Origin of the sequence: Streptomyces sp. HUAS MG91, from assembly GCF_040529335.1 — a bacterium.
In the GTDB taxonomy this organism is placed as follows: Bacteria; Actinomycetota; Actinomycetes; order Streptomycetales; family Streptomycetaceae; genus Streptomyces; species Streptomyces tabacisoli.
The window spans coordinates 3,795,244-3,813,985 of sequence record NZ_CP159534.1 but is presented as its reverse complement, the minus strand read 5'-3'; the positions used below and the strand labels follow the sequence as shown (position 1 = coordinate 3,813,985).

Genomic DNA, 18,742 nt, shown 5'->3' with positions numbered 1-18,742 from the left:
GCACTGGTCGTGTGCGGTGTTGAGAAGAAGCTACGGAGGCGTTGTCACGGCACTGTCCGTTCCAGCCTTCGGCGAACGCACGGCTGTACGTCGGTTCTGTAACGGAGCTGAGAATCGGCTGAATGTCCGCGCCGACCCGAGAGCGTCCCGGGCCGTTCTCAGCCGGCCGGAAGCCGGTACAGACCACCCGCGAGCGGCTCCACCAGACCATCGCTGACCAGGCCGTCCAGCGCCCTGGCCCGCTGCACCGGCTCGTCCCAGACCCGGTCGAGCGCCGCCTGCGGAACCGGAGCGACCGCGTCCCGCAGTACGGCGAGCAGCTTGCCCCGTACCTGACGGTCCGTCCCGGCGTACGTCTGCCCGCGCCGCGGCGGACCGTCGTGCGCGGGCTTCCCGGCGAGCCGCCACGCGCACAGCGCGGCGATCGGGCAGCGGTGGCACTCCTCGTTCTTCGCGGTGCACACGAGCGCGCCCAGCTCCATCGAGGCGGCGGCCCACCTGGCGGCGGTGTCGTCCTGCTCCGGCAGCAGCGTGCGGGCCAGCTTCCGCTCGGCGGCGGTGGTCGCGTTCGGCGGGAACTGCACCCCCGCCACGGCGCGGGCGAACACCCGCCGCACGTTCGTGTCCAGCACCGCGTGCCGCTGCCCGTACGCGAACGAGGCGACCGCCGCGGCCGTGTACTCCCCGATGCCCGGCAGGGCGAGCAGCTGGGCGTGCGCGGTCGGCACGTCGCCGCCGTGCCGTTCCGTTATGGCGACGGCCGCGCCGTGCAGCCGCAGGGCGCGGCGCGGATAGCCGAGCCGGCCCCAGGCGCGGACGGCTTCGCCGGGGGCCTCCTCGGCCAGGTCGGCGGGGCGCGGCCAGCGCGCGAGCCACTGCTCGTAGACCGGCAGGACCCGGCTCACCGGGGTCTGCTGCAGCATGAACTCGCTGACCATCACGCCCCACGGGCCGGCCTCTGGGCGGCGCCAGGGCAGGTCGCGGGCGTGCTCGGAGAACCAGTCGATGACGGGTTCGTGAAGATCGGTCCGCTCGGCGGGTGCGTTCTCGGGAGTCTTCGTGGGCGCAGTCATGGCACTGCCGATCCTGCCACGACCGGGGGCGGGCCCGTGGCGGGTGCCGCCCGGGCCGTCACCCGGGGGCCCAGGATTGTTACCGGCCCGCCCCGGGCGGGCAGGACATGACGATCGGCACCGCCCTGCCGGGGCTCGTCCTCGCGGCGTCCGGCGCCGGCCGTCCGGAGGTCAGGAACCGCGTCCGGGCGGCGATCGTGGCCTACGAAGCGGGCCTGCTCACGTGAGGTGACATCACGTCAGCAGGCCCGCTCCGCACCGGGTGTTCGAGGGATCAGCGGCGATGCGCCCCGCGGCGCGGCGCCGTGCCCGACCCCGCGGCGCGGGTGGCCGGGCCGGGGCCCGCGAACCACAGCACCAGGCCGTTCCGCGACCCCCGCATCGTGGTGACGAGCCGCGCCCCCACCGGCGCGCACAGCCGGGAGACGAGGACGGCGACGAGCGTGCCGAGCAGCAGGCCCACCGCGACGTCGTGCGGGTAGTGCACGCCCACGAAGACCCGGGAGAACGCCATCAGGATCGCCATCGGCACCGTCAGCCAGCCGATCTTCGGCCAGGCCAGCGCGAGTCCCACGGCCGCCGCGGCGGCGATGGTGGAGTGATTGGACGGGAACGACCAGTCCCCGTAGGCGGGGCAGTCGATCAGCGGCGCCAGCGCCCCGCTCACCGCCCGGCAGGGCCGGTCCTCGTCGATCCCCGACTTGGCCACCTCGCTGATCACGTACGCCACGGCGGTGCCCAGCGGGGCGAGCACCGCGACGGCGAGGGCCCGCGGATCACCGCGCCGCGCCCGCCACCAGGCGACGACGAAGAGCACGGCGAACAGCAGCAGCCCCAGTTCGGTCCACACCTCCATCAGGTGCTGGAACCACGACGGAGTGTCGTGGGCGAACTGCAGGATGTCGCGATAGAGATCGGAGTCAATGGTTCCCATGGTGCCGGACAGTATGCAATACAAGGTGAGAGCCACCTCCGGCGACGGTCGCGGCCCGCACCTGACGAAAGACAGGGGTCGCCGTGTGCTCGCGTGAGACGGGGGCATGATGATGATCCTGAAAACTTGCCGTCCGGTGCGGCGGGTGGACACCGGACAACCGCCCGATCTCTCGTAAGGTTTGAGCCGTGGGATCTCTGCGCAATCCGATCGGGCCGCTTCCCTCCTCCATCTACTGGCGCCGGAGGGCTGTTCTGGCGTCCCTGGTGGCGCTGCTCGCGCTGCTGGCCGTCTGGATCGTCAGCCCGGGCGGCGGGGGCGGGAACAATGGCGCGGGGGGTGCGAACGGCAAGCACCCGACGCAGTCCATCACGCCCGGACCCTCCGGTTCCGGCCCCGCGATCAGCCAACACCCCGGCGGGCGCGACTCATCGGGCGGCTCCGGGTCGGGCGGCGACGCGGGCAGCGGTTCCGGCGACGGCTCGGGGGACGGGAGCGGTGCCGGTTCGGACGGCTCCGGCGGCTCGGACGACTCGGCGGGCGGCGACGGCGCGGGCAGCGGCGGCGGTACGGCGTCGGGCGACCAGGTCCCGGCCGGATCCAAGCTGCCCGACTGCACGGCGGGCGGGGTGACCCTGTCGGTGCGCAGCCTCCACAACTCGTACGCGCCCGGGGAGAAGCCGCGCATCGAGCTCGCCGCGAAGAACTCCACGGACACGGCCTGCAAGGTCGACCTGGGCCCGCGCACGGCGGTCGTGACGATCACCAAGGCGGACGGCGACAAGGAGTTCTGGTCGTCGAAGGACTGCCCGGCCGGCAACGCCGCGGGGCTGCTGCTGCGCGTCCCGGCGGGCGGCAAGGTCACGCACACCCTCACCTGGGACCGCCACCGGAGCGCCCCGCAGTGCGCGACCCCGCCACCCGGCACGGCCACCCCGGGCACCTACCTGGTCGAGGCGAAGGCCCCTCAACTGACGGGCACCCAGACCTCATTCGTCCTCAAGGCCGACTAGCGACGCCGACGAGCGCCCCGTAAGGGGCGCGGGGAACTGCGCGAGCAACCGGCCACAACGGAAAGCCGACGACGCACCCCCGAAAACGACGGCGACCACGCCACCCGCCAAACCGGCGGAGCTACACGTAACGCTCCAGAATCGACGACTCCGCAAGCCGCGAAAGCCCCTCCCGCACGCTGCGGGCCCGTGCCTCCCCGACCCCGTCCACGGTCTGGAGGTCGTCGACACTGGCGGCGAGCAGCTTCTGCAGACCGCCGAAGTGCTCCACGAGACGGTCGATGATGGCCCCGGGCAGCCGCGGCACCTTGGCGAGGAGCCGGAACCCGCGCGGCGAGACGGCCGAGTCCAGCGCCTCCGGCGATCCCGTGTACCCCAGCGCCCGCGCCACGATGGGCAGTTCGAGCAGCTCGCCGTGGTGCAGCGAGTCCAGCTCCGAGAGCGCCTCGTCGACCGTGCGGGAGCGCTTGGCGGTCGGCTCGGGCACGTAGTCCCGTACGACCAGCTCGCGCTCGGGCTCCACGCCCGCGATCAACTCGTCGAGCTGGAGCGCCAGCAACCGCCCGTCGGTGCCCAGCTCCACCACGTACTCGGCGATCTCCGTGGCGATCCGGCGCACCATCTCCAGGCGCTGCGCGACGGCCGTGACGTCCCGGACCGTGACCAAGTCCTCGATCTCCAGGGCGGAGAGCGTGCCCGCCACCTCGTCGAGCCGCAGCTTGTAGCGCTCCAGGGTCGCCAGGGCCTGGTTCGCCCGGGACAGGATCGCCGCCGAGTCCTCCAGGACCCGGCGCTGCCCGTCCACGTACAGCGCGATCAGCCGCATCGACTGCGACACGGAGACCACCGGGAAGCCGACCTGCTTGCTGACGCGGTCGGCGGTGCGGTGCCGGGTGCCGGTCTCCTCGGTGGGGATCGTCGGGTCCGGCACCAGCTGCACACCGGCCCGCAGGATCTTGCTGAGGTCGGAGGAGACCACGATGCCGCCGTCGAGCTTGCACAGCTCGCGCAGGCGCGTGGCGGAGAACTCCACGTCCAGGACGAAACCGCCGGTGCACATCGACTCCACGGTCCGGTCGGAGCCGAGGACGATGAGACCGCCGGTGTTGCCGCGGAGGATGCGCTCCAGGCCGTCGCGCAGGGCCGTACCGGGCGCCACCGCGCTCAGTGAGGCGCGCATCAGACCGTCCGCACCGGAACTCCCGCCGGACTTGCCGGGAGCGTTCGCCCGGTCGTTGGCTGCCACTGCACTCCTCCGGATCGCAGGCTTTTGGGGTGCCCTGGGGTTCTTCGCCTTCGTCCGTCGCGTTCGTACGCACGGGCGAGACCTGGGCAAAGTCTACCGGCGGTCCTCCGTCTCCCGTGGGGCCTCTCGGCGACGGCTCTTCGGCAGCACCCGCAGCGCGTCCCCTATATCGGCGACTTCCAGGACCTTCATACCGGGCGGGACCTTGCCCGGATCGCCCGGTACGAGGGCATGGGTGAAGCCGAGCCGGTGCGCCTCGGCGAGCCGGCGCTGCACGCCCGTGACCCGTCTGACCTCGCCCGCCAGGCCCACTTCTCCGATCGCCACCAGGTTCTTGGGCAGCGGGGTGTCGCTCGCCGCGGAGGCCAGCGCCAGCGCGATCGCGAGGTCGGCCGCGGGCTCGGTGAGCTTCACGCCGCCGACCGTCGCGGAATAGATGTCCCTTTTGCCCAAGGCGCTGATTTTGCCCCGCTGTTCGAGAACCGCCAGCATCATCGAGACACGGGAGGTCTCCAGGCCCGACGTGGTGCGCCGGGGAGAGGGGATCTGCGAGTCGACGGTGAGCGCCTGCACCTCGGCGACCAGCGGGCGGCGGCCCTCCAGGGTGACCGTCAGACAGGTCCCCGGCACCGGCTCGTCGCGCCGGGTCAGGAACAGGCCGCTGGGGTCGGCCAGGCCCGTGATGCCCTCGTCGTGCAGCTCGAAGCAGCCGACCTCGTCCGTCGTCCCGTACCGGTTCTTGACGCCGCGGACCAGGCGCAGCCGCGCGTGCCGGTCGCCCTCGAAGTTCAGCACCACGTCGACCAGGTGCTCCAGGAGGCGCGGGCCCGCGATGGTGCCCTCCTTGGTGACATGGCCCACGAGCAGCGTGGACATGCCGCGCTCCTTGGAGGCGCGGATCAGCGCCCCGGCCACCTCGCGGACCTGGGCCATGCCGCCCGGCGCCCCGTCGATCTCCGGCGAGGCCACCGTCTGTACGGAGTCCAGGACCAGCAGCGACGGCTTCACCGCGTCCAGGTGGCCGAGGACGGCGGACAGGTCCGTCTCGGCCGCCAGGTACAGATGGTCGTCGATGGCGTGGATGCGGTCCGCGCGCAGCCGCACCTGGGACGCCGACTCCTCGCCCGTCACATAGAGCGTCTTGTGCTGCTCGCTCGCCGACTTCGCGGCGACGTCCAGCAGCAGCGTGGACTTGCCGACGCCGGGCTCGCCCGCGAGCAGCACCACCGCGCCGGGCACCAGGCCGCCGCCGAGCACCCGGTCCAGCTCGGGCACGCCGGTGGTGCGGGCCGTGGCCTGCCGGCCGTCGACCTCGCCGATGGGCAGGGCGGAGGTCGTGACGCGGCCGGGCGCGGTCGTGCGCACCGCAGGGGCGCCGTACTCCTCGATCGTCCCCCAGGCCTGGCACTCGGCGCAGCGGCCCAGCCACTTGGCCGTCTGCCAGCCGCACTCGGTGCAGCGGTACGACGGTCGTTGCTTGCCGCTGTTCGCGGATTTGGTACGGGCAGCCATGGGCGAAACCGTAGCGGGCGCCACTGACATTCCGGCGGCCGCACGGTCACGGCGTCAGCGCGGAGTCCGGAGTTCCTGTCCTCTTTTGAGGGATCGTTTCACCCGTAAGGATTAAATGTGCTCAAGGGGGCGGAAGCGGCCTTAGCGGCCGCCTACGGTCGCACGGGTGACAAGCAGGCCGGAAACCCCGACACAGACCACCGGCGCACACCGGGCGCACCGCGCCGGGGCCAGGCGGCCGGTGCCGCGCGCTGCCGCGCAGCGCCCGCCCGCGCGCTACGAGCCGTTTCTGGACGGCCTGTTCACCTACTGCCTCTCGGTGCTCTGCGACCACGACGAGGCGATCGCCGCCCTCGGGGACGCGCTCGCCCTCGCCGAGCGGCGCGGCTCCCGCGGCCCCGACGCGGAGAGCGACCGCAGGGCCTGGCTGTACGCGCTGGCCCGCTGGTCGTGCCTGCACCGGCTGACGGAGGCCAAGCGCCGCAGGCAGCGGGCGCACGCGGCCGGGTCGGTCCCGGATCCTCAGGGCACCGCGCAGGCGCCGCCGGACGGCCTCCTCCAGGAGGAGCGCCGTCGTCAACTGGCGCTGCTGGCCTGGCCGGAGGCCGCGGGCACCACCCCCGAGCAGCGCGAGGCGCTGGAGCTCGCGGTCCGCCACAAGCTGTCCGCCGCCGAGGTCGCGGCCGTGCTCGGCTCCGATCCGGGCGCCACGCGCGAGCTGCTCTCCGTCGCCGCGTGCGAGGTCGAGCGCACCCGTGCCGCCCTCGCCGTCGTCGAGACGGGCACCTGCCCCAGCGTCAACCGCCTGACCGGCGACCACCAGCTGCTGCTGTCCGCCGCGCTCCGCCGCGAGCTGGTGCGGCACGTGGACGACTGCCCGCGCTGCCGCCGCACCGCGGAGCGCGCCGTCCCGGGCGCCTGGCCGGGCACCTCGGTCACCCCCGCCGCGCTGCCGCTCGCCGAGGCCCCGCGCGCCGCCCTGCACCAAGCGATGCACGCCGCCCACGGCGCGCACCTGCGGGCCCCGCGCTTCGACCGGCGCGGCTTCCCGATGGACCCCAAGGACCGCGCGGCCCGCCGCGACCGGCTGCGCGCGCGTGCCCTCACCACGACGGTCGTCGCCACCGTCGTCGCCGCCCCCGTCTTCGCCCTGTGGGCCGCCTACCGGGGCGCCCCGCTGACCGGCGAGGGCAGCGACGGCCGCTCGGTGAGCGCCAGTGAGGCCGAGGGCGGCCCGGACGGCGAGCGCGCCGATGACGGCGGCGGATTCGGCTACGAGAACGCGGGCAACGCCAGCACGAAGCCCGACCCCCGCTTCAGCTCGGACAGCCGCTCGCCGGACGTCTCCGTGGAAGTGATCTCGCCGCCCACGCGCGCGGGTTCGGGCCCCGGCCGGCTCACCGTGGCGGCCCAGCCCAGCGGCGGCGCGACGCTCATCACCCTGACCGCGTCCGGCAGCGCACCCGTGCACTGGTCGGCGTCGACCGGCGCCTCCTGGCTCTGGCTGAGCCAGACGTCGGGCACGCTGCGGCCCGGCGATTCGAGCACGATCCGGGTGTACGTCGATCACGACCGGGAGCCGGCCGGGCACTGGAGCGCGCGCATCGCCGTCGATCCGTCCGGGGCGGTCATCTCCCTCGACGGCTACGGACGCAGCCCGGGCGGCGGCCACCACCACCCCGGGCACGGCGGCGGCTCGTCGTCCCCGTCCGAGCCGGACCCCACGCCGACGCCCAGCGACCCGGGCACCACCGACCCGGATCCCACCCCGACGCCGAGCGACCCGGCGACGAGCGAGCCCGAGCCCACCGCGTCCGACACGGCGAGCCCGGGCCCGGGGGACTCGACGGCGCCGACGCAGTCCCCCTGAGGGCCCGGGCCGTGGCGGCCAGGGCCGACTCCGGCAGGGTCAGGAGGCGGGGTCCGCCGGGTGCGGGGCGACCAGCGGCAGCCCCTTGGGCAGGGCGGCCAGCCGCTCCTCGCACAGCTCGACCAGCTTCGCGTACCCCTCGGGGCCCATCAGCTCGGTCAGCTCCGGGCGGTAGGAGACGTACACCGGGTCGCCGGCGCCGTGCGCCGAGGTCGCCGACGTGCACCACCAGTGCAGGTCGTGGCCGCCCGGGCCCCAGCCGCGCCGGTCGTACTCGCCGATCGAGACCTGGAGCACGCGCGTGTCGTCCGGCCGGTCGATCCACTCGTACGTCCGCCGGACCGGCAGCTGCCAGCACACGTCCGGCTTCGTCTCCAGGGGCTCGCGCCCCTCCTTGAGGGCGAGGATGTGCAGCGAGCAGCCCGCGCCGCCCTTGAAGCCCGGGCGGTTCTGGAAGATGCACGAGCCGTTGTACGGGCGGGTCTGCCGCTCGCCGTCCTCGTCCTTCGACACCCAGCCGGTCTCCGTGCCGATGTCATGGTGCTGCCAGATGTCGGGAGTGAGCCGGTCCACGAACCCCGCCACGCGCTTCTCGTCGTCCTCGTCCGAGAAGTGGGCGCCCAGCGTGCAGCAGCCGTCGTCCGCGCGCCCCGCCTGGATGCCCTGGCAGCCGCTGCCGAAGATGCACGACCAACGAGAGGTCAGCCATGTCAGATCACAGCGGAAGACCTGCTCGTCGTCGGCCGGATCGGGGAACTCGACCCAGGCGCGCGGGAAGTCGATGGCCTTCTCGTCCTGCTTCAAGTCCTGGCCCTGCTTCAGCAGTGCCGACTTGGCCTTCTTGTCGCTCTTACCGCTTTTGTCGGCCTTGGCCTTTTTCGTCTTTGGCACCGCTCCAGAGTAAGCGCGCGGAGGAGTTCGGTCGGACCTTCCCTGCCGGGGGACCTCACGCGCGCAGTAGCGTTCCGTACATGAGACTCGGTGTCCTCGACGTGGGTTCGAATACGGTCCATCTGCTGGTGGTGGACGCACACCCGGGTGCCCGGCCGCTGCCCGCGCACTCGCACAAGGCCGAGCTGCGGCTCGCTCAACTCCTCGACGAGCGCGGGGCGATCGGCCCCGACGGCGTGGAGCGGCTCGTCGGCACGGTCACCGGCGCCCTGGAGGCCGCCGAGGACAAGGGCGTCGAGGACCTGCTGCCGTTCGCCACGTCGGCGGTGCGCGAGGCGACCAACGCCGACGAGGTGCTGGCCCGCGTCAAGGACGAGACCGGCGTCGAACTACAGGTGCTCAGCGGCGCGGAGGAGGCCCGGCTCACGTTCCTGGCCGCCCGCCGCTGGTTCGGCTGGTCCGCGGGCAAGCTCCTCGTCCTCGACATCGGCGGCGGCTCGCTGGAGATCGCGTACGGGATGGACGAGGAGCCGGACGCGGCGGTGTCGCTGCCGCTCGGCGCCGGGCGGCTGACGGCCGGCTGGCTGCCCGGTGACCCGGCCGACCCCGCGGACGTGAAGGCGCTGCGCCGGCACGTGCGGGCGCAGATCGCGCGCACGGTGGGGGAGTTCAGCCGGTTCGGGGCGCCGGACCACGTCGTCGCCACGTCCAAGACGTTCAAGCAGCTGGCCCGGCTCGCCGGGGCGGCCCGCTCCACCGAAGGGCTCTACGTTCAGCGGGAGTTGAAGCGCAGATCCCTGGAGGACTGGGTGCCGCGGCTCGCCGCGATGACGGAGACCGAGCGCGCGGAGCTCCCCGGCGTCTCGGAGGGCCGCGCCGGACAGCTGCTCGCCGGGGCGCTGGTCGCCGAGGGCGCGATGGACCTCTTCGGCGTGGAGACCCTGGAGATCTGCCCCTGGGCCCTGCGCGAGGGCGTCATCCTGCGCCACCTGGACCAGATGCCGCCGACGTAGGGGCTGCCCGCGCGGTTCCGCGGGGAACCGCGCGGGCGCCCCCACCGACCGGAACGCGCCAACCGCGGACGCGCGCCCGCACCCCGAAAAGGACCGCCTCCCCACCCCGAGGAGAAGGCCCGTACTCTGTCTCCGTGGCAGAACCAGTGGTGCGCATCCCGGATGCGAAGGTCGCCCTGTCGACGGCCTCGGTCTATCCGGAGTCCACGGCGACGGCCTTCGAGATCGCCGCACGCCTGGGCTACGACGGCGTCGAGGTCATGGTCTGGACCGACCCCGTCAGCCAGGACATCGAGGCCCTGCGCCGCCTCAGCGACTACCACCGCATCCCGATCCTGGCCGTCCACGCCCCGTGTCTGCTGATCACGCAGCGCGTCTGGTCCACCGACCCCTGGACGAAGCTCCAGCGCGCGAAGACCGCGGCCGAGCGCCTCGGCGCCTCGACCGTGGTCGTCCACCCGCCCTTCCGCTGGCAGCGCCAGTACGCCCGCGACTTCGTCAGCGGCATCTGGCGGATGGCGGACGAGACGGACGTCCGGTTCGCCGTCGAGAACATGTACCCGTGGCGTTACCGGGACCGCGAGATGCTCGCGTACGCCCCCGACTGGGACGTCACGAAGGACGACTACCGGCACTTCACCGTCGATCTCAGCCACACGGCGACCGCCCGCACCGACGCCATGCACATGATCGACCGGATGGGCGACCGCCTCGGCCACGTCCACCTCGCCGACGGCAACGGCTCCAACAAGGACGAGCACCTGGTCCCCGGCCGCGGCACCCAGCCCTGCGCCGAACTCCTCGAACGCCTCGCGACCGGCGGCTTCGACGGCCATGTCGTGATCGAGGTCAACACCCGGCGGGCCATGTCGAGCGCCGAGCGCGAGGCCGACCTCGCCGAGGCCCTGGCCTTCACGCGCCTGCACCTGGCCTCCGCGGTCCGGGTGCCGCGTTCATGACGGAACCCGCGCGCCGCAGGGGACGCCCGTCCCGTACGGGCACGGGGAGCGGCCCGGGCACCCGGGAGCTGATCCTCGCCGCGGCCCGCGAGGAGTTCGCCGAGCGCGGCTTCGAGAAGACGTCCGTACGGGGCATCGCGAAGGCGGCCGGCGTCGACCCGGCGCTCGTGCACCACTACTTCGGCACCAAGGAACAGGTCTTCGCCGCGTCGATCGAGGTGGCCTTTGCCCCCGCCCTGCAAGCGCCCGCCGCGGTCGAGGACGGGCCGCTCGACGCGGTCGGGGAGCGGCTGACCCGCTTCATCTTCGGGATCTGGGAGAACCCGGCCACCCGGGCCCCGCTGCTCGCCATCGTGCGCTCCGCCGTGAACAACGAGACCGCGGCCGCCGTCTTCCGGCGCCTGATCGCGGCCCAGCTGCTCTCCCGTCTCGCCCGCCGCCTCGACGTGCCCGAGCGCGAGGCCGAGCTGCGGGTCTCGCTGGCCGCCGCGCAGCTGGTGGGCACGGCGATGCTCCGCTACGTGATCAAGGCGGAGCCGCTGGCGTCCGCCGACGCCGAGGACGTCATCGCCCGGCTCGCGCCGGTGGTCCAGCGGCACCTCACGGGACCTTAGCGGCGCGGCGGCCGGTCCGGAGTCGTGAGACGCCTGTCCCGTCATCCGGACACATGGTCCGGATGACAGAGCGGCGGCGTACGCTCGTGAGCCAGTCTTTTCTGTCTGACGGTCCGCCCGCGCGGACCCGAACTGAAGGAGCGAGCGGCGATGCCCGAGCTGAGGTCCCGCACAGTCACCCACGGCCGCAACATGGCGGGCGCCCGCGCCCTTATGCGCGCCTCCGGTGTACCCGGTGCGGACATCGGCCGGAAGCCGATCATCGCCGTCGCCAACTCGTTCACCGAGTTCGTGCCCGGCCACACGCACCTGGCCCCGGTCGGCCGCATCGTGAGCGACGCCATCACGGCGGCGGGCGGCATCGCCCGTGAGTTCAACACGATCGCGGTCGACGACGGCATCGCGATGGGCCACGGCGGCATGCTCTACAGCCTGCCCTCGCGCGACCTGATCGCCGACTCGGTCGAGTACATGGTCGAGGCCCACTGCGCGGACGCGCTGGTCTGCATCTCGAACTGCGACAAGATCACCCCCGGCATGCTGATGGCGGCGCTCCGCCTCAACATCCCGACGATCTTCGTCTCCGGCGGCCCGATGGAGTCCGGCCGCGCCACCCTGGTCGACGGCACGGTCCGCACGCTCGACCTGGTCGACGCCATGTCGGAGGCGGTCAACGACAAGATCTCCGACGAGGACATCCTCCGTATCGAGGAGAACGCCTGTCCGACCTGCGGCTCCTGTTCCGGCATGTTCACCGCCAACTCGATGAACTGCCTGACCGAGGCCATCGGCCTGAGCCTCCCGGGCAACGGCTCGGTGCTCGCCACGCACACCGCCCGCAAGGCGCTGTACGAGCGCGCGGGCGCGACCGTCGTCGAGCTGACCAGGCGCTACTACGGCGAGGACGACGCCTCGGTCCTGCCGCGCAACATCGCCACGCACGCGGCCTTCGAGAACGCCATGGCGCTCGACATCGCCATGGGCGGCTCGACCAACACGATCCTGCACCTGCTGGCCGCCGCCCAGGAGGCCGAGGTCGACTACAACCTCGACCACATCAACGCCGTCTCGCGCCGCGTCCCCTGCCTGGCCAAGGTCGCGCCGAACGTCGCGGGCTCGAAGACGTACTACATGGAGGACGTGCACCGCGCCGGCGGCATCCCCGCGATCCTCGGCGAGCTCTACCGCGGCGGCCTGCTCAACGAGGACGTCACCACCGTCCACACCCCGTCCATCAAGGAGTGGCTGGACACCTGGGACATCCGCAGCGGCTCGACCTCCGAGGAAGCCCTCGAACTGTGGCACGCGGCCCCCGGCTGCGTCCGCTCCGCCGAGGCCTTCTCGCAGTCCGAGCGCTGGGACACCCTGGACGCGGACGCCGCGGGCGGCTGCATCCGCGACGTCGCCCACGCCTACTCCGCGGACGGCGGCCTCGCGGTCCTCAAGGGCAACCTGGCGGAGGACGGCTGCGTCGTGAAGACGGCCGGCGTCGACGAGTCGATCTGGACCTTCGAGGGTCCGGCCGTCGTCTGCGAGTCGCAGGAGGAGGCCGTGCAGAAGATCCTCACCCAGCAGGTCAAGGAGGGCGACGTCGTCGTCATCCGCTACGAGGGCCCCAAGGGCGGCCCGGGCATGCAGGAGATGCTGTACCCGACCTCGTACCTGAAGGGCCGCGGCCTGGGCAAGGCCTGCGCCCTGGTCACCGACGGCCGCTTCTCCGGCGGCACCTCGGGCCTGTCCATCGGCCACGCCTCCCCCGAGGCGGCCTCCGGCGGCACGATCGCGCTCGTCGAGGACGGCGACCGCATCCGCATCGACATCCCCAACCGCACCATCGAACTGCTGGTCGCGGACGAGGAGCTGGCCGGCCGCCGCGCGGCCCTCGACGGGGTCTACGCCCCGAAGAACCGCGAGCGCAAGGTCTCCCAGGCCCTGCGCGCGTACGCCGCGATGGCCACCAGCGCCGACAAGGGCGCGGTCCGCGACGTGTCCAAGCTCGGCTGATCCACCGCCTCACCAGTCCTCGGGACGGCTCCCGTCCATCCCGAAGACACTGCCGTCGGGCGCGCTCGCGAACACCTTCCCGCCGATGACCACGGGCGCCGGCAGATCGGCGACCAGCCGGTCGGAGCGCGGGGCGGGCCGCGGGCGCGTCTGCGCGAGCGGCGCCCCGGTCCGCGCGGACGCCGCGAGCAGCCGCCCGTCGGCCGCCGTGTAGTAGAGGCCGTCGCCCGCCGCGACCGGTCGGGAGAGGCGGCTGACCGAGGTGTCCCGCTGCCAGCGCACCGCGTCCGCCTCCGCCGTCTCCGGCCGGGTGTCGACGGCGTACAGCAGGCCGCCGACCGCGTACACGTACACCGTGCCGCCGCTCCCGGCGGCCTGTGCCTGATCGACGGGCACGGGCAGCGGGACCCGATGGACCGTCCGCTTCTCCGTGTCGACCCTGACCACGGCGTCGGCCAGCTGCCGCAGGTCGAAGGAGAGCAGGTGCAGCGCGCCGTCCCCGGCCGCGAAGGGCTGCAGGTCGCCCGCCGCGCGGGTCGACCACGTCACCCGCCCGTCGCTCGCGGCCACCGCGCTGACCTCGGTCGCCGAGCCGTCCGCCGTCGGCGTCGCCCTGAAGAACGTCCTCGAGCCGTCGGCCGCCCACTGCGCCCCGGCCCGGCCGAGGTCCCGGGTCCAGCGCGGCCGCCCGGTCGCACTGTCCAGCGCCCGTACGGTGCCGTCCGGTGCGATGAGCAGCGTGGTGCCCGCGGAGTGCTGGACCGCGTCGACGCCTGCGGTGTCGCGGGTCCAGCGCGCCCTTCCGGTACGGGGATCGAGCGCCGTCAGCCGGTCGTCGGCGACGACGTGCAGCAGCCCGCCGGACAGCACCGTCGGTGCCTGCGGCGCCCCGCCCGCCCGGTGCCGCCACAGGACCCGGCCGTCCGCCGGATCGAGCCGCGCGGCGACACCGTCGCCGGTCACGCAGTACAGCGCGCCCGCGCCCGCGGTGCAGACGGGCGGACCGCCGCCCGACGCGTCGAGCCGGACGCTCCAGGGGGTGAAACCGGCGGCGGAGGCGCTGAGCCCGGACCGCGCCGGGCCCTCCCCGTCGCCCGGGGCCAGCGCGCCGACGGCCAGCGCCGCGACACCCCCGACGAGGAGAACACCCGCGGAGGCGCCCAGCACCATCCGCGACCGCCGCCCGCGCCCCGCAGCGGTACCGGTACCGGCGTCGGTGTCCGCCGCGCGACCGGTACGGGTGCGGAACCGCCCACCGCCGGAAGCGGGCCGCGCCGGGCCCCGCTCGCTCGGATCCGGCGTGCGCTGCGCGGGTATCCGCGGCACCGGCGGCAGGTCCTCCGGGAGCTGCCGCAGACAGTCCATGATCTCGGCGGGGGAGGGCCGCCCGGCCGGATCCTTGGCCAGACAGCGCCGGATCAGCGGCACGAGCGCGTCGGGCACGCCGGACAGCTCCGGTTCGTCGTGCACCACCTGGTACGCGACGAGGTACGGGCTGTCCGAGTCGAAGGGGCCGCGCCCGCTCGCCGCGTGGGCCAGCACGGCGCCCATCGCGAACACGTCGGCGGCCGGGCCCACTTCGCGCGGCCGCTGGAACTGCTCCGGTGCCATGAAGGGCGGCGAGCCGATCAACTTGCCCGTCTCCGTGCGCAGTTCACTGTCCACGGGGCGCGAGATGCCGAAGTCGATGACCTTCGGACCGTCGGCGGCGAGCAGCACATTGCTCGGCTTGAGATCCCGGTGCACCACGCCGACCCGGTGGATGTCGTGCAGCGCCTCCGCGAGCCCGGCCCCGAGCCTGCGCACCTCGGCGACGTCCAGCGCGCCGTTCCGCTTCACGCGCTCCGCGAGGGTGTCGCCGGGGATGAACAGCGTGGCCATCCACGGCAGACGGGCGCCGGGATCGGCGTCCACGACCGGCGCGGTGAAGGCGCCGCTGACCCGGCGCGCGGCACTGACCTCCTGCCGGAAACGGGCCCGGAACTCGGGGTCCGCCGCGTAGTGGGCGTGCACGACCTTCACGGCGAGCCGCAGCCCCGAGGCGGACGTGGCCAGATGGACCACGCCCATGCCGCCCGCTCCCAGGCATTCCTCCAGGCGATAGCGACCGGCATATCCCGGACGCTCCGCTTCCGGCCCGGGTCCGGTGCTGCGCAGCGGCGGCATCGTCCACCCCCGTGTACTTGAGTCCGCAAGCGCGACGCACGGAGCCTAGTCGATGGTGCGTGCGATACCGGAGGGGCTTGCTAGCCTGCGCGCGTCGCACCGCGCGACGCGCGTCACGGACGTCAACGGGGGAGATTCACATGGCTGTTGAGAACACTGGCATAGCGGACATCGACGGCGCGGAGGCGGTTGCCGCCACGGCCACCCGCTACCCGGTCGCCCCGGGCGTCCGCCTCAAGGTGCGCAGCGGCCCCGGCACCCACTACCAGCTCGTGCGCACCCTCCCGCTCGGCGCCAGCGTGCCGATCACCTGCCAGAAGCCCGGCGAGTGGGTCACCGGCACCTACGGCACCACGAACCTCTGGGACAGCATCGGCAGCGGCCAGTACGTCTCGGACTCCTACGTGAAGACGGGCAGCGACGGCTACGTCGCACCGCGCTGCGCCTGACGGGCCGCACCGGGCGCGGGCCGGGAGGTCCCGCGCACCCCGCGCCCCGCCCGGTGATAATCGACCCGTGAGCGACGAAACCGGCACCCCCACTCCGAGCACTCCGACCCCGAGCATCCCCGGGCCGAGCACCCCCGGCCCGCGCCCCGAGGAGATCCGTTTCTTCGGTACGACCTGGGTCGACCACAGCGGCCACTACGGGCTGCGCCGCGCCGGTGTCGGCATCGGCGCCCTCGTCCTGGCCGTCGCCGGCTGCTTCGTACTCCGCTTCGCCTACCAGGGCCTGGCCCTGGCCGACGTGGGCTCCTTCGTGAACGTGCTGCTCGTCGCCGCGTTCGCGATCTGCAGCGCCCTCGGCTTCAGCCGCACCTGGGGCGGCTTCTCCGAACGCCCCGACCCCGAGAAGCAGGCGTCCCTGCGCGGCTTCCTCGCGATCGGCTTCGTCGGCGTCCTCGTCGCGTACGCCGTGCGCTGCGTGACGGAGGCCCCGGGCGAGAAGCTGCGGCGCCGGGAGTACGAGACCGCCCGCGAGCAGTACGCGCGCCGCAGCGAGCGGCGCACCGGCAACCCGGCGAAGAAGAAGTCCGGCGGCAAGCAGCGCAAGGGCTGACCGCCTCCTGACATCGGGCGCCGCGCACGGCGACGATGGCGGCATGACTGACGAAACGCCGCCGGCCGCCCGCCCTGCCGCCGACTTCGCGCTCTCCTTCGACGGGGTCGCCGCCCAGTACGCCACGGCCCGCCCGGGCTACCCGCCCGCGCTCTTCGACACCGTCGAGGAACTGGCGGGCACCTCCCTGCGCGGGGCACGCGTCCTCGACGTGGGCGCGGGCACCGGCATCGCCACGGCCCCGCTGCGCGACCGCGGCGCCGACGTCATCGCCGTGGAACCGGGCCCCGGCATGGGCGCCCAGTTCCGCACGGCCCTCCCCGGCGTCCCGCTGGTCCGCGCCTACGGCGACGCCCTGCCGTTCGCCGACGCCACCGCCGACCTCATCACCTACGCCCAGTCCTGGCACTGGACCGACCCGGCCCGCTCGGTCCCCGAGGCCCTGCGCGTCCTGCGCCCCGGCGGCGCGCTCGCCCTGTGGTGGAACGTCCCCGACCCCGACGTCGCCTGGGCCGCCGCCCAGGAGCGCCGCCTCCAGGAACGCCTGCCCGGCTACCACCGTCACGGCGTCAGCGCGGACGCGGCCCGCCTCGTCGCCGCCCTCGGCCTGACCCCGGCCCCCACCACCGTCTTCCGCCGCCTGCGCTGGACCCGCCGCATCCCGGTCGACCTGCACCTGGCCCACCTCGCCAGCCGCTCGTACTTCGTGGTGCTGGGCCCGGAGCGCGCCAAGCCGGTCCTGGAGGACGAACGCGCCCACCTCCTGCGCCACTTCCCCGACGGCATGATCGACGACGCCTACGCCGTGGAGCTCACCGTCGTACGCCGCCCTTGACCGGGCCATCCGCGAGCGAGATATTCATCGAGTGATGAATAAAAGAGCGAGCCGGTCGCCGTCCGGCACCCCGGAAGGGCCTGCGGTCCAGGCCACCGGCCTCTCGGTCGTCCGCGGCACCCGCCGGGTCCTGCGCGACCTCGCCTTCACGGTCCCGCGCGGCCGGATCACCGGCCTCCTCGGCCCGTCCGGCTGCGGCAAGTCGACCCTGCTGCGCGCCCTCGTCGGCACCCAGGCCAAGGCCACCGGCACCCTCACGGTCCTCGGCAGGCCCGCGGGCCACCCGAGCCTGCGCTCCCGCGTCGGGTACGTCACCCAGGCCCCGTCCGTCTACCTCGACCTGACCGTCCACCAGAACCTGGACCACTTCGCCGCGATCCTCCTCCCCGGCACCGGCCGCGCGGCAGCCGCCCGCCGCCGCGCGGAGACCGACCGCGTCCTGGCCGCCGTCGACCTCACCACCCACACCCAGGCCCTGGCCGGCACCCTCTCCGGCGGCCAGCTCAGCCGGGTCTCCCTCGCGGTGGCCCTCATCGGCACCCCCGACCTCCTGGTCCTGGACGAACCGACGGTCGGCCTCGACCCCGTCCTCCGCCGCGACCTGTGGCGCCTCTTCCACGACCTCACCCGCACCCACGGCACCACCCTCCTCGTCTCCTCCCACGTCATGGACGAGGCCGAGCGCTGCGACCGCCTGCTCCTCATGCGCGACGGCGAACTCCTGGCCGAGAACACCCCCGAGGCCCTGCGCGCGAGAACCGGCACCGACACGGTCGAGGAGGCCTTCCTGCACTTGGTGGACGCGGCATGAACCTCCACCGCACCACCGCCACCACGACCCGCGTCCTGCGCCAGCTCCGCCACGACCCCCGCACCATCGCCCTGATGCTCCTGGTCCCGTGCCTGATGCTGCTCCTGCTGCGCTACGTGTTCGACGGCAGCCCCGGCACCTTCGACTCCATCGGCGCCTCGCTCCTCGGCATCTTCCCGCTGATCACGATGTTCCTGGTGACCTCGATCGCGACCCTGCGCGAACGCACCTCGGGCACCCTCGAACGCCTCCTCGCGATGCCCATGGCCAAGGGCGACCTCATCGCGGGCTACGCCCTCGCGTTCGGCGCCGTCGCGGTCGTCCAGTCGGCGCTCGCCACGGGCCTCGCGCTCTGGGTCCTCGACCTGAACGTCACCGGCTCGGCCTGGCTGCTCCTCCTGGTGGCCCTCCTCGACGCCCTGCTCGGCACGGCCCTCGGCCTCTTCGTCTCGGCCTTCGCGGCCACCGAGTTCCAGGCTGTCCAGTTCCTCCCGGCGGTGATCTTCCCCCAGCTCCTGCTCTGCGGCCTGTTCACCCCGAGGGACCGCATGCAACCCGTGCTGGAGGCGATCTCGAACGTCCTCCCCATGTCGTACGCGGTCGACGGCATGAACGAGGTCCTGCACCACACCGACCCCACCGCCGCCTACCTCCGCGATGTTCTGATCGTCGCGGGCTGCACCGTCCTGGTCCTGGTCGTCGGTGCGGCCACCCTGCGCCGCCGCACGCCCTGACGCCCGTC

The 18,742-nt window shown here is 73.5% G+C and carries 17 protein-coding genes; 11 read left to right on the top strand and 6 right to left on the bottom strand.

The features are described from left to right. Positions 1–158: 158 nt before the first annotated feature. Entirely contained in the window at positions 159–1,073 is a 915-nt protein-coding gene (locus ABII15_RS17170; protein ID WP_353943204.1) for an A/G-specific adenine glycosylase, read from the bottom strand. A gap of 274 nt (positions 1,074–1,347) precedes the next feature. Then, entirely contained in the window at positions 1,348–2,007 is a 660-nt protein-coding gene (locus ABII15_RS17165) for a phosphatase PAP2 family protein (RefSeq protein ID WP_353943203.1), read from the bottom strand. 188 nt (positions 2,008–2,195) lie between these two features. On the opposite strand from ABII15_RS17165, the gene ABII15_RS17160 reads away from it, so the two are divergent. Continuing rightward, positions 2,196–3,020 carry a hypothetical protein gene (locus ABII15_RS17160; protein WP_353943202.1) on the top strand — a complete coding sequence of 275 codons (825 nt, stop codon included), beginning with the start codon at positions 2,196–2,198 and terminating at the stop codon, positions 3,018–3,020. Between the two features lie 121 nt (positions 3,021–3,141). Here the strand turns inward: ABII15_RS17160 and disA are convergent, their stop codons facing one another. Then, positions 3,142–4,266, bottom strand: coding sequence for a DNA integrity scanning diadenylate cyclase DisA (gene disA / locus ABII15_RS17155; protein ID WP_353943201.1), 1,125 nt, complete (start codon positions 4,264–4,266; stop codon positions 3,142–3,144). Positions 4,267–4,359: 93 nt separating this feature from the next. Beyond that, positions 4,360–5,778, bottom strand: coding sequence for a DNA repair protein RadA (gene radA, locus ABII15_RS17150; RefSeq protein WP_353943200.1), 1,419 nt, complete (start codon positions 5,776–5,778; stop codon positions 4,360–4,362). Positions 5,779–5,944: 166 nt separating this feature from the next. On the opposite strand from radA, the gene ABII15_RS17145 reads away from it, so the two are divergent. Then, positions 5,945–7,648, top strand: a complete 1,704-nt coding sequence (locus ABII15_RS17145; RefSeq protein ID WP_353943199.1) for a hypothetical protein — start codon at positions 5,945–5,947, stop codon at positions 7,646–7,648. A gap of 39 nt (positions 7,649–7,687) precedes the next feature. On the opposite strand, the gene ABII15_RS17140 is transcribed toward ABII15_RS17145, so the two are convergent. Beyond that, entirely contained in the window at positions 7,688–8,539 is an 852-nt protein-coding gene (locus ABII15_RS17140) for a hypothetical protein (protein WP_353943198.1), read from the bottom strand. Between the two features lie 80 nt (positions 8,540–8,619). Here ABII15_RS17140 and ABII15_RS17135 point away from each other — a divergent pair, with 80 nt between their 5' ends. From ABII15_RS17135 to ilvD, 4 genes are all read left to right on the top strand, one after another. Continuing rightward, positions 8,620–9,552 (top strand): Ppx/GppA phosphatase family protein, encoded by a 933-nt coding sequence (locus tag ABII15_RS17135; protein WP_353943197.1) that lies wholly within the window; start codon positions 8,620–8,622, stop codon positions 9,550–9,552. A gap of 134 nt (positions 9,553–9,686) precedes the next feature. Next, positions 9,687–10,511, top strand: a complete 825-nt coding sequence (locus ABII15_RS17130; protein WP_353943196.1) for a sugar phosphate isomerase/epimerase — start codon at positions 9,687–9,689, stop codon at positions 10,509–10,511. After that, positions 10,508–11,125 carry a TetR family transcriptional regulator gene (locus ABII15_RS17125; protein ID WP_353943195.1) on the top strand — a complete coding sequence of 206 codons (618 nt, stop codon included), beginning with the start codon at positions 10,508–10,510 and terminating at the stop codon, positions 11,123–11,125. Before ABII15_RS17130 ends, ABII15_RS17125 begins: the two co-directional genes overlap by 4 nt. Positions 11,126–11,275: 150 nt before the next feature. Beyond that, complete coding sequence (ilvD, locus tag ABII15_RS17120; protein ID WP_353943194.1) at positions 11,276–13,129, top strand: dihydroxy-acid dehydratase; 1,854 nt, start codon at positions 11,276–11,278, stop codon at positions 13,127–13,129. A 9-nt stretch (positions 13,130–13,138) separates the two neighbouring features. On the opposite strand, the gene ABII15_RS17115 is transcribed toward ilvD, so the two are convergent. Further along, positions 13,139–15,295: a serine/threonine-protein kinase gene (locus ABII15_RS17115; RefSeq protein WP_353943193.1), complete on the bottom strand. Its 2,157-nt coding sequence runs from the start codon at positions 15,293–15,295 to the stop codon at positions 13,139–13,141. Positions 15,296–15,435: 140 nt separating this feature from the next. Between ABII15_RS17115 and ABII15_RS17110 the strand changes: the two genes are divergently transcribed. The 5 genes from ABII15_RS17110 to ABII15_RS17090 all read left to right on the top strand — a co-directional run bounded on the left by ABII15_RS17110 (position 15,436) and on the right by ABII15_RS17090 (position 18,734). Then, on the top strand, positions 15,436–15,744 hold the full coding sequence (locus tag ABII15_RS17110; protein ID WP_353943192.1) for a hypothetical protein: 309 nt from the start codon (positions 15,436–15,438) through the stop codon (positions 15,742–15,744). Positions 15,745–15,811: 67 nt separating this feature from the next. Next, positions 15,812–16,354: an EamA/RhaT family transporter gene (locus ABII15_RS17105; protein ID WP_353943191.1), complete on the top strand. Its 543-nt coding sequence runs from the start codon at positions 15,812–15,814 to the stop codon at positions 16,352–16,354. Positions 16,355–16,397: 43 nt separating this feature from the next. Beyond that, positions 16,398–17,189, top strand: a complete 792-nt coding sequence (locus tag ABII15_RS17100) for a class I SAM-dependent methyltransferase (protein ID WP_353943190.1) — start codon at positions 16,398–16,400, stop codon at positions 17,187–17,189. A 34-nt stretch (positions 17,190–17,223) separates the two neighbouring features. Then, on the top strand, positions 17,224–18,000 hold the full coding sequence (locus ABII15_RS17095) for an ABC transporter ATP-binding protein (RefSeq protein ID WP_353943189.1): 777 nt from the start codon (positions 17,224–17,226) through the stop codon (positions 17,998–18,000). Beyond that, on the top strand, positions 17,997–18,734 hold the full coding sequence (locus ABII15_RS17090; protein ID WP_353943188.1) for an ABC transporter permease: 738 nt from the start codon (positions 17,997–17,999) through the stop codon (positions 18,732–18,734). The genes ABII15_RS17095 and ABII15_RS17090 overlap by 4 nt, the downstream gene beginning before the upstream one ends. Positions 18,735–18,742: the final 8 nt, after the last annotated feature.